At 46.3% G+C, this 9650-nt stretch carries 7 protein-coding genes; 2 read left to right on the top strand and 5 right to left on the bottom strand.

The genetic code is table 11. From position 1 onward, the window contains the following. Positions 1–61: 61 nt before the first annotated feature. Complete coding sequence (locus tag IQ257_RS27630) at positions 62–1126, bottom strand: TIGR00341 family protein (RefSeq protein ID WP_228061090.1); 1065 nt, start codon at positions 1124–1126, stop codon at positions 62–64. 242 nt (positions 1127–1368) lie between these two features. Between IQ257_RS27630 and IQ257_RS27625 the strand changes: the two genes are divergently transcribed. Continuing rightward, the gene (locus tag IQ257_RS27625; protein ID WP_228061089.1) at positions 1369–3060 is read left to right on the top strand and encodes a mechanosensitive ion channel family protein; all 1692 of its coding nucleotides are present in this window, start codon (positions 1369–1371) and stop codon (positions 3058–3060) included. 395 nt (positions 3061–3455) lie between these two features. Beyond that, positions 3456–3695: a PEP-CTERM sorting domain-containing protein gene (locus IQ257_RS27620; protein WP_193881154.1), complete on the top strand. Its 240-nt coding sequence runs from the start codon at positions 3456–3458 to the stop codon at positions 3693–3695. Between the two features lie 274 nt (positions 3696–3969). Here IQ257_RS27620 and IQ257_RS27615 read toward each other — a convergent pair whose 3' ends face one another. The 4 genes from IQ257_RS27615 to amt all read right to left on the bottom strand — a co-directional run bounded on the left by IQ257_RS27615 (position 3970) and on the right by amt (position 9426). Then, on the bottom strand, positions 3970–4314 hold the full coding sequence (locus IQ257_RS27615) for a slr1659 superfamily regulator (protein ID WP_193881152.1): 345 nt from the start codon (positions 4312–4314) through the stop codon (positions 3970–3972). Positions 4315–4357: 43 nt separating this feature from the next. Further along, positions 4358–4939: a slr1658 superfamily regulator gene (locus IQ257_RS27610; protein WP_193881149.1), complete on the bottom strand. Its 582-nt coding sequence runs from the start codon at positions 4937–4939 to the stop codon at positions 4358–4360. Positions 4940–5015: 76 nt separating this feature from the next. Continuing rightward, positions 5016–6833, bottom strand: a complete 1818-nt coding sequence (locus tag IQ257_RS27605) for a SpoIIE family protein phosphatase (protein WP_193881146.1) — start codon at positions 6831–6833, stop codon at positions 5016–5018. 103 nt (positions 6834–6936) lie between these two features. Beyond that, entirely contained in the window at positions 6937–9426 is a 2490-nt protein-coding gene (gene amt / locus IQ257_RS31280) for an ammonium transporter (RefSeq protein WP_193881142.1), read from the bottom strand. Between the last annotated feature and the right edge of the window lie 224 nt (positions 9427–9650).

The following is a 9650-nucleotide window of genomic DNA, read 5'->3' as shown; positions in this document are numbered from 1 at the left end:
GTCCCCTTGTCCCCTTGTCCCCTTGTCCCTACTGTGAAACTTGAAGGTGCCGAATTTTGAGTTAAGGGTTATCCAGAATTGGTGGTGCAGGCACGTCTGTCGGTATCTCTCCTTCTGCCGTGACTTGCTTGACTTCACTTACAAGGAATACTAACTTGAACAGTTGATTCATTTCCCTAGAGATAAATTCCTGAACTAACCGCACCTGCTTTGGCGTAATTTCTTGATCCGTTTGAACCGTTAGATAAGCGATTGGCGGCTTTGCAGTCCAATTAACCTTGGTTCTAAGGAGTTCTACTTCGGGCTGACCGATGGTGACAGTGCGTCTGACTAAGGTATTATTGATTGTCGCTTGTAGCCGTTCTTGTCGGACTAGTTGCAAAAAACTGGCTCCTAAAGGCACGAACAGCAGGGCAGTTAACCCCATTGTCCAACCCAAGGCGCGATTCATTTTGGTGTAGCCTGCTGTAATAAAGACCACCATACAGGCTAAGGTGATGCCTAAGAGGTTGGTTAAGTAAAGTAAAAACGCACCCAAGCTAAAGGACCAGATTCCCTGAGACAGAGCTAAACCCACGACGCACAGCGGTGGCATTAAAGCAACGGCGATCGCAGTCCCTGCCAACGCATCGCTGATTCGCTCTCGAATCTTAGCAAAGCCACCGATCCCGCCAGCGGTGACAGCGATCCCCAAATCTACTAGGTTCGGTTGGGTACGCGAGAGGACTTCTGAACCGTATTCAGGAATTCTGACGATATGTCCCGTCAACCAAGAGAGAACTAACGCCATCACTGTAGCACCTGCGATCGCCCCTAGACCTTTGCGGAATAACTTCAAGTCTCCTTCCAAGGCACCAAACGCTAATCCTCGCAGTGGCAGCATCAACGGTGCAACAATCATTGCCCCGATAATTACCGCTGTACTGTTACTAATTAGACCAAAGGTGGCAATCATACAGGAACTAATGGTCAGAGCGACATAGTTAGTGCTCCAACTTGCATCTATCCAAAGTTCCTGATGGAGTTGTTTAAATTGCTCTTCGGATACTGCCTTGGGGAATATTTTTTGGATAGGAGGTATGAATCTTTGCATCGATTGAGTGGGTTCAACAGCATCAGAACTCAAAAAAGTCAACAAAATTGTCTCTTTTGATAGAGGATAGCTGGAAAGTGATTTTTGTTAAGATTTGCTTTTAAATGACTCTAAGACCATAACTTATTTTTAATAAGCTCACCGAAAATTTCCGTAGGGGTTTATTTAAAGCGGTTTTACGAGTGTTGAATGTCTTCGCCAGCTTGTTAATCCTGTTGAAAATTTGTTAGGTATATGGACTGGATTGTAAAGAAAAATGACGTAAACGAAACAGGATGGTCAAAATGCGCTTTTCAGCTTGGACAATTGCTGGCTCGATCACTCTTGCAGGCTGGGTTGTGTCTCCAGCTCAAGCTCAAGTACCAGTTTTACCGAATTTGAACCTACCAACTCCCACCCAGCCGAACCAAAACGCAGACGAGCAGGTAGTTTCTGAGTGCATCCGGCTTGAGGGGCGCTGTTTGTTTGAGATAGTCGGTCAAAGATCTCAACTACCCGAACGAATTGAAGGAATTGAACAGCGGTTGCAGGATATCAGCCGCACTTACCTCAGAAACGAGTCTGCCGAACTAAAGTTTCGTCAAAAACTGGACCCACAAAGCAACGTACCCAATATCTACGCCTCAGTTGTAGATGAAGCAGGCAACCCGTTAAGGGAAATTCGCCTGATGAGCGTGACTGATCAAGATGCCGATTTTACAGGAGTTTCGATTGAAGAACGAGTCAATGAGCTCACTGACGAGTTGAAAGATGCCTTGCAACGGGCAAAGCAGGAACGGCAACCAGAGGTTTTTACCCGTCAGATAGGAATTGCCGTGGGTACTGGGGTGGGGATGATTGTTGCCAGTCTAGTAATTTCTGGCTGGGAACGTCGCTTGAAAAAGACAAAAGACGAACTCAATTGCTCCGACTTATCCAATGCCGATCCCATCTCCACTCAATTGAGCCAAAAGCAACAGTGGAATTTCAAAGATATTGAACACCGACTACTACAGCTAGCTCAAGTTGGAATTTGGGGGGGTGGTAGCTTATTTATCCTCAGTCTATTTCCCTACACCCGACCTATACAGGTCTTGCTTCTTGCCAGTCTCAAAATTCCCTTGCGAGTCGGACTTGTTGGTTTGGGAACCTATGTAGCGATTCGGCTGATCTATGCCTTCATTGACCGCTTCTCCTCAGTCCTCGCCAGTCATCACTTACTCACTCCAGAAGGTGATCGACGAGCACGATTGCGAGTTTCCACGGTTTCGGGAGTGAGTAAGAATATTATCGCCTTTAGCGGGATAGCAGTGGGAACTTTAGTCGCCCTGACGGTAGTTGGCGTTGATATTGGTCCGTTGCTAGCTGGTGCGGGAATCATTGGTTTTGCTGTGTCTTTGGCATCTCAAAACGCGATTAAAGACGCGCTCAACGGCTTCTTTATTATTTTGGAAGACCAATACGCTGTTGGTGATGTAATCACTGTGGGAGACGTAGGGGGGTTGGTGGAAAAAATGAACCTGCGGATTACGCAGTTACGGGATGCTGAAGGGCGGTTAATTACCGTTCCCAATAGTGAAATTAAGGTTGTGGCTAACCTCTCTAGTAGCTGGTCACGAGCCGATTTAGCAATTCCTGTCAACTATCAAACTGATATTAATAAGCCACTGGAACTCATTAAACACGTTGCCCAGGAAATGCTGCGCGAACAGCATTGGCGGGAGAATATTCTAGATCAGCCAGAGATTTTAGGTGTCGATGAATTTGGCGATCGCGGCGTGATTATTCGAGTCTGGATTAAGACTCAGCCGTTGAAGCAATGGGAAGTAGCCAGGGAGTTCCGCCGCCGCCTGAAAGTCGCCTTCGACGAAGCAGGGATGCCGATTCCTTTACCTCAGCAAGCCATTTGGTTTCACAACGCACTACCCATGCAAACCCAGACAAATGGTCAAAGTGACGGTCATCAGCAGTACGTTCGGACGAAGTGATAGTAGGGGGAGCTTGGCGTTAGTAAACCAGAATGATCAGAAGGAATATTTCTCGGTCTCTTATTCCCCCCTTACTCAGGGGGGTTAGGGGGGTAAATAAAAGCTACAAGAAGAATAGGGTAGGGTTTTCGGTTATTGAAAACTATTTAGACGGACATGATATAAGAGCTGAAGTTAGAACCTAGGAATTGTTTTAACATCCGAGGAATCATACTTTCGATGACGGAATCACCAAGTTTGGTTGTCTTTACATTTCTTTGTAAATAGTCTATAAGCCGCTATCATTTCCTTTAAATAAAAATTAATATTTTACTCGTGTTAAACGGTGGCTTTTAGAGTAATGTTATAAGAGGGAAAAAGAAGCATAAATCGTCATTAATGGTTTCGATACTGATGTGGTGGAAGGTTGCCTGATAGGGGCGTGTGATTTCACAGCAGAAGCAACTCTAGATATCTCTGCTACTTCCTTGGGAATGTCTGAATATAATCTCCCTCTCAATGTGGCGAGTGGACAAGCGAAGCTATCAGCTACCACAAGCCCTGTTACCGAATCTGTACCTGAACCGATGATGGTGTTGGGTTTGATGGGTGTGGGTGGTTTTTTGGCAGCCAAGCGCAAGCGAATAGCACCTTAAGTTTTTACAGTCCAGCTTGATTATCGATCTTCTGTCACTCTCGCCAGAGCAAAACCTGAAACACCTATACCGATAGACTTTCAGCATTTGAGCTTAAGGCATGGGTTTCTATTAGGCAAACCATCGCCAGATTGCCCATTGAGTATAACTTTCATCAATTGGCTGTGATTTTTCTTTTCCTGGAGTGACAGGAGAGCGATAGCCTGCGCAGGCAGACTTCGTTTGCGTAGTTCAAATTTCAATTGAAATTCCGAATCTGTTTCCCAAGTCCTAACTATTCCAGCTCTAGTTTCAAACCGGGCATCAACCGCTGTAAGTTCTTCAATGACTTACCCTGCCACGGTATCGTTTGAGAACCTTTGACAACTATCTTAACCGTCTTCTTCTGACGCACCCGAATCACAAACTTCGATAACATACTAATACCCGAACTGTTGAGAAATTCTAACTCTCGCAGGTTGAGGGTAATTATGGGGGGTTGACTATCTGCCACCTCATTCAGCAACTCCACAATCGGCAGATACTCCTCCATGCCACTCAACCGGAGAGAACCTTTGCAGTCAACAGTCGAAGTCGCTGCATCATAATATAAGCTGTACGTTTCACTCTTAATTTCCATCACCCCAAAATCCCTACATATCATTATTCGTTGCTTTAGCGATCTATACTGCCAACTGCACCATGGTGGTTACGGTAGTGACTTCCGGTTGTTGCTGAATCCTCTCAAACTTCCAGCCTATCCTAGCCATGTAGTCATTCAGCATGGTTAAAAAACCCAACCTAGAAGCTGTGTCAGTTTCGTTGATCGCATTTTTTTCTAACTGACGAATATACAACTCTTCTGGCTCACCAGTCGTTAACTCCTTGATATACTCCTGAAAATCATCGATAGTTTGGGAAGGCACGCTGTTCGTCGTAAAAAATGTTAGTTTTTCAGGATGCAAGTGAAGTGAAATGCTGATCGGATAAGGGGATGTCTCATCATTAAACTTCATCGCATTCTCTAACAACTCATTGGCAATATAGCTAGCAGCACTTTTGATCTCAGCTTGTTTGGTAACTGAGTCTGGATCATCCTCATTCTTGGGAAAGAATGCCGTCAAATAGTACGCCATAAAATCAGCAGATAAACCGTTATTTCTCCAGCGCTGCTTCAGAGGAATAGAGCTAGGAGAAAATTGAATCGTCAGGTATTCTTGACTAGAAGATAATTGCTCGTCAAATTCTCCAAATATTTTAGTCATAAAGATTTATTCCTTTGTCATTTGTTTCCTATCCTTTGCAATTCGTTAGGAGACGAATTAAAAATTAAACGAATAGCTACTTTTGCTTGAGTATCAGCAAAGTGATGTCATCGTAGATTTTTTGTTCTCCAATATGTTGCCACAAATCCGCTAAAACAGTTTGCCTAATTTCATGAGCTGAACCCTGGCAATTGCTACAGATTACATCACAAAGCCGCTCTATACCATATTGCACATTATGAATATCTTCTGCTTCCGTAATTCCATCGGTGTAAAGAACCACCACATCACCCCGATACAACGGCACGTCCGTATAAGCGACAAAATCGGTAATATCAGCTTCTAAACCAATAGGAAAACCCAAATCAAGAGTATCAATCCGCTCTATCCCCCCCCCATTCCGCATTAAAATTACCTCTTCATGCTGTCCGCTCAAACGCAGTTTGTTGGGCTGATAATCTAATAGCGTAAGGGTGAGGGTTTTATCCGAATTCATCCGCTGTACATTATGATAAATAGTGCGATTTAAAATGTCTAAAAAATGCTTGGCATCGGTTTCATTTCCTTCCAAAAGAGTTCGTACTGCTGTCTGCACCATTAGCATCAATACACCACTTTCGAGTCCGTGTCCGGTAACATCACCAATACCAATTTTGACATGACCGTTGTACTGAAGTACATCGTAATAGTCACCACCCACTTCCGTGGCAGGTTCCATAAAACCCGCTATGTCCAATCCAGGAATTTGACGGAGTTCCTCCTCCTTGGGCAAAATCATCTGTTGCAGTTGGCGCGTCACTTCTAGCTCGGCACTTAGGCGCACATTTTCAGCTTTTAGGCGATCATTGAGAGTCGTAATTTCTTGGTTCGCTTGAGCCAGTTGAGCCGTGCGCTCCTCAACTCTCATTTCTAAGGCTTCATTCGCCTGTTTAAGTGCCTCCTCGCTTTTTCGTAAGGCTGCGGTTGCTCGTTCTACAGCCGCTTGCAGTCGGGTGGGAGCACTAACTAAGAGAAACACCAAAACTCCTGCTAACAGAGTCAGTAAAGTGCTTCCAGTCCACAACCACCGCGAAATTGGAGCATGGGTGGGCCATCCTTCAGTAGGAACGGCTGCCAACTGCCAGGAACCATTGGGCAGAGTCACTTCTAGAAGAATTGGATCTCGCTGAAAGATACTGGCATCGCCGAAAAATACGTCACCCGCCGCACCCAAACCATCTTTACCTCGGATACTGTACTCAAGTTTGCCTGAGTTTTGCAGAAGTCCTGCCTCTTCAAAGAGGGTATCTCGGTCAAAGCCAATACCCACTAAACCCCAGTTAGAACCGCTTTGGGGTGCTTGACCTGGGGGAGTGCGAAAAATAGGGGTGCGGCTGATAAATCCGGCATTACCTTTGGGAACCAACTTCAGCGGACCTGCAAAAACTGTCGTTCGGGTTTGAATTGCTCTCTGGAACGCCTCCCGCTCTTCCGGGATAGTCATGGGGTTAAACCCAATTGCTTTTTCGTTGCCCTTGAATGGATAAATATGGCTGACTACTTTATCTTTATAAAGGGCTAAAAATTCGATACCCTGTTGCTGTGCGACGAGAACTCTAGAAAGACGTTCAAATTCTTCCTGGGTAATGTCTGGATTCAGAGTTGACACATAAGCCAGTAAACCTCGTGTTAAAAAGAGCCGCTGGTTGAGCGCTCCCTCAAGGCGAGCTCTAACGGTACTCAGTTGGTTGAGGACATCAGACCGAGTTTGTTCCTGAAACCGTTGATATTCTGCTCGCTCTAAGACCCAAGTAATTGCCAGCAGACTCGCTACAGTTAATGATGCTGCCAAGTAGGGTAAGGCGCGGACTTTAGGACTAGAACGTTTTAACCTCCAATTGTTTAACTGTCTCATCTTAAGGCGTCAAAATTAAACCATGAATCGGCGACGGGGCGGCTGTCCTCTCATCCTTAATAAGGAAATGGGTATTCCTGCCGCCTTTTGGAAAGTTGGAATTTTAAGGTTTCTGCTTGAGAACTAGTAAGGTAATGTCATCGAAAACCTTTTGCTCTCCGATATGCTGCCGCACATCATCAATGACTGCCTGCCTAATTTCCTGAGCGGGTTGTTGCCAGTTGCGACTCAGTACCTCACACAGTCGCTCCACTCCATAGAGTAACCCTTGCAGATTTTCCGCTTCTGTAATGCCATCGGTGTAAAGTACCACTACATCTCCAGGATTTAACTGCAATTGGGCGTGAGCTACAAACTCGGTAATGTCTGCTTCTAAACCAATGGGAAAGCCTAAATCAATAGTATCAATCCGCTCTATCTGACCTCCAGCTCGGACTACAATCATTTCTTCATGCTGTCCGCTCAAGTTCAGGATGCCCTGGTGATAGTCCAGCAAGGAAAGTGTCAGGTTTTTATCACAATTCATCCGCTGCACATTGTGATAAATCGTGCGGTTGAGGATGTCTAAGAATTTCTTGGGGTCGGTTTCATTGCCTTCTAAAAGGGTTCGTACAGCAGTTTGCACCATAATTGTCAGGACACCACTTTCCAATCCGTGTCCGGTGACATCGCCAATGCCGATTTTGACTCGACCGTTGCACGAGAGTACGTCGTAGTAGTCACCGCCGACTTCAGCAGCGGGTTCCATAAAGCCAGCAATCTCTAATTCGGCAATTTCATTGAGTTCCTTGTCTTTGGGCAACAGCATCTGTTGTAGTCGGCGCGTCACCTCTAACTCGGCACTCAGACGCAGGTTTTCGGTTTTGAGGCGCTCATTGAGCAGGGTAATTTCCCGATTTGCCCGAAAAATTGCGGCTTCTGCCTGTTTGCGTTCGGAAATGTCTCGAAAAGTGCCGGTGTAAAATGAGCGCTGACCGGATTTCGCTTCAGTTACAGTCGCTTCCATCGGAAAAAGCGTACCATCGGCACGACGCCCAATCACTTCCTGCCGCCCAAGTTTAAGCAGTTTGTCCATTCCATCACTGGCTTGAACGGCTGACCATTCTAACAATCGATGGATATCTAGCCCAGTGAACTCGTGAGGAGAGTAGCCAAAAATTGCCGCCGCGCTGGGGTTAGCCGTTGCGATCGCTAATTCGGGTTTAGTAAAGGTAATAATAGCATCCATCGCCGTCTTAACGATCGCGTCCGTCCGTGTCAGTGCATCCTCTAAAGCATCCATCACTTGGTTGTAGCACTGGGCAATTTGACCCACTTCTGTAAACGGCTCTACGGGTACGCGCAAGCTCAAGTCTTGGGTTTGGGCTTGGGCTTCCATGACTTGAAACAAATCGTAAATTTCGGTTTTAGCACGGTGTTCGGAAATATTCAGACCGATTTGTTCGTCTTCGAGGGAAACCCTTAAGGGGAAGAACCGATTCGTTATGAGCAGCAGCAGGTAAGTTAACCCAAATGCCCAGATACCTGCCACAATAATTCCCAATAGTTGCACACCAACCTGACTAATTCGACTCAACCCTGTATTCAGTAATTCTGGCTCACCGAATAAGGCAACGGCTAAGGTTCCCCAAACTCCTGCACCCAGATGCACGGGTACAGCATCCACAGCATCATCAATTTTCCAATGTTCTAGTAAATTGCTCACCAAAATCATAACGGCTCCCCCCATCGCACCAATGAGTACGGCAAAGGGGGTTGTCACAGCATGACAGGATGCCGTAACCGATACCAGTCCTGCTAGAGAACCATTGAGCAGTAACTTGACATCTGGGACTTGATGGTGCTTCCAGCCGATTACTACAGCAGCAATCATGCCAGCTACTCCAGCAAGGATGGTATGCCCCATAATGCCAGCCACCTGTTCTGTTAGTCTCAGGGTACTGCCACCGTTAAAGCCTAACCAACCGAACCATAACAGCATTACTCCCAATACTGAAAGCGGTAGGTTAGAGCCGTGGATTTTCCTAGAAGGTCTGTCGGCGGGAAAGCGACCCGCACGCGCCCCTATAATCAGTAGGCTGGCGAGAGAAACCCATCCGCCAATGCTGTGAACGACGGTAGAACCGGCAAAATCAACAAAGCCCAGTTGTCCGAGCCAACCCGTATGGATTCTCGCGTTAACACCGTTCCAAGCCCAATGACCAAATAGGGGATAAATAAGACCGGAAATTAAGCATGCTAAGAACAGGTAAGCCCTGAATTTCATACGTTCTGCTACAGCCCCCGAAACGATAGTGGTAGCGGTGCTGCAAAACATGGCTTGGAACAGGAAGAAGGCTGCAAGCTCGGGTGCGGATTCTATTTTGACGAGGAAGTTAGTGGAGCCTATCCAGCCGAGCTGAGAGACTCCAAACATGATGGCATAGCCAAACGCCCAGAATAGGGCAACGGAAATGCCGAAGTCTGCTAAGTTTTTGATGGCAACATTAATGCTGTTTTTGGAGCGAGTTAGCCCTGACTCCAGGCACATAAATCCTGGTTGCATTAGAAAAACCAAGCCAGAGCAAACTAGGAGCCATAGAATATCAATCACTCAACACCTGCCCTTCCTTGGAAAATTCTTAAGTTTGGCAATATATATACATAATTACTTCAGGCTGGCAGGTGCTGATTCCAGAACGGCGATCGTATTTTGCAAGGCGTAGGGTGTAGGGAAGATGAGGAAGATGAGGAAGATGAGGAAGATGAGAAAAAAAATACTTCCTTGTCTCCCCTGCCCCTCTGCTCCCCTGCTCCCCCGCTCCCCAGCCCCTCCGC

It is taken from the genome of Coleofasciculus sp. LEGE 07092, from assembly GCF_015207375.1.
Taxonomy (GTDB): Bacteria; Cyanobacteriota; Cyanobacteriia; order Cyanobacteriales; family Coleofasciculaceae; genus LEGE-07092.
This window is presented reverse-complemented; position numbering and strand designations above follow the sequence as displayed.

Excerpts from the sequence above, each read along its gene's own strand:
- IQ257_RS27615 (WP_193881152.1), bottom strand. The coding sequence starts at position 4,314 with ATGGAAATTAAGAGTGAAACGTACAGCTTATATTATGATGCAGCGACT.
- IQ257_RS27610 (WP_193881149.1), bottom strand. The coding sequence starts at position 4,939 with ATGACTAAAATATTTGGAGAATTTGACGAGCAATTATCTTCTAGTCAA.
- IQ257_RS27605 (WP_193881146.1), bottom strand. The coding sequence starts at position 6,833 with ATGAGACAGTTAAACAATTGGAGGTTAAAACGTTCTAGTCCTAAAGTC.
- IQ257_RS27625 (WP_228061089.1), top strand. The coding sequence starts at position 1,369 with ATGGTCAAAATGCGCTTTTCAGCTTGGACAATTGCTGGCTCGATCACT.